The following is a 283-nucleotide window of genomic DNA, read 5'->3' on the forward strand; positions in this document are numbered from 1 at the left end:
CAGCCCCTTTGCTGAGCGTGGGTCGCTGCGCCGGCGTCAAGGCTACCCTTACGGCACGCTGCGCGTGGCCTTGACCCAGTCTCCGCTTAAATTTTTGTTAATCTTTATCATCTATAATTAGCCAGACAAAGACAAATTAAAAGCGAGTAATAAATGCCAAAAATAAACGTTAATTCAACCAAACAAGACGTTCTGGCTGCCGTGGCGCAGAATCGCTGGGCCCTTCAGTACGCGTCTGAAACACTGAAAAACGACCGCGAGGTTGTCTTGGCTGCCGTGGCGA

At 50.5% G+C, this 283-nt stretch carries 1 protein-coding gene; it reads left to right on the forward strand.

Features of this window, described 5'->3' with window-relative positions:
- Window positions 1-153: 153 nt before the first annotated feature.
- Window positions 154-283 (forward strand): DUF4116 domain-containing protein (locus Lfee_RS17870; protein WP_156413363.1); only part of this gene is annotated, 130 nt, incomplete at its 3' end.

Source organism: Legionella feeleii (assembly GCF_001467625.1).
Lineage (GTDB): Bacteria > Pseudomonadota > Gammaproteobacteria > Legionellales > Legionellaceae > Tatlockia > Tatlockia feeleii.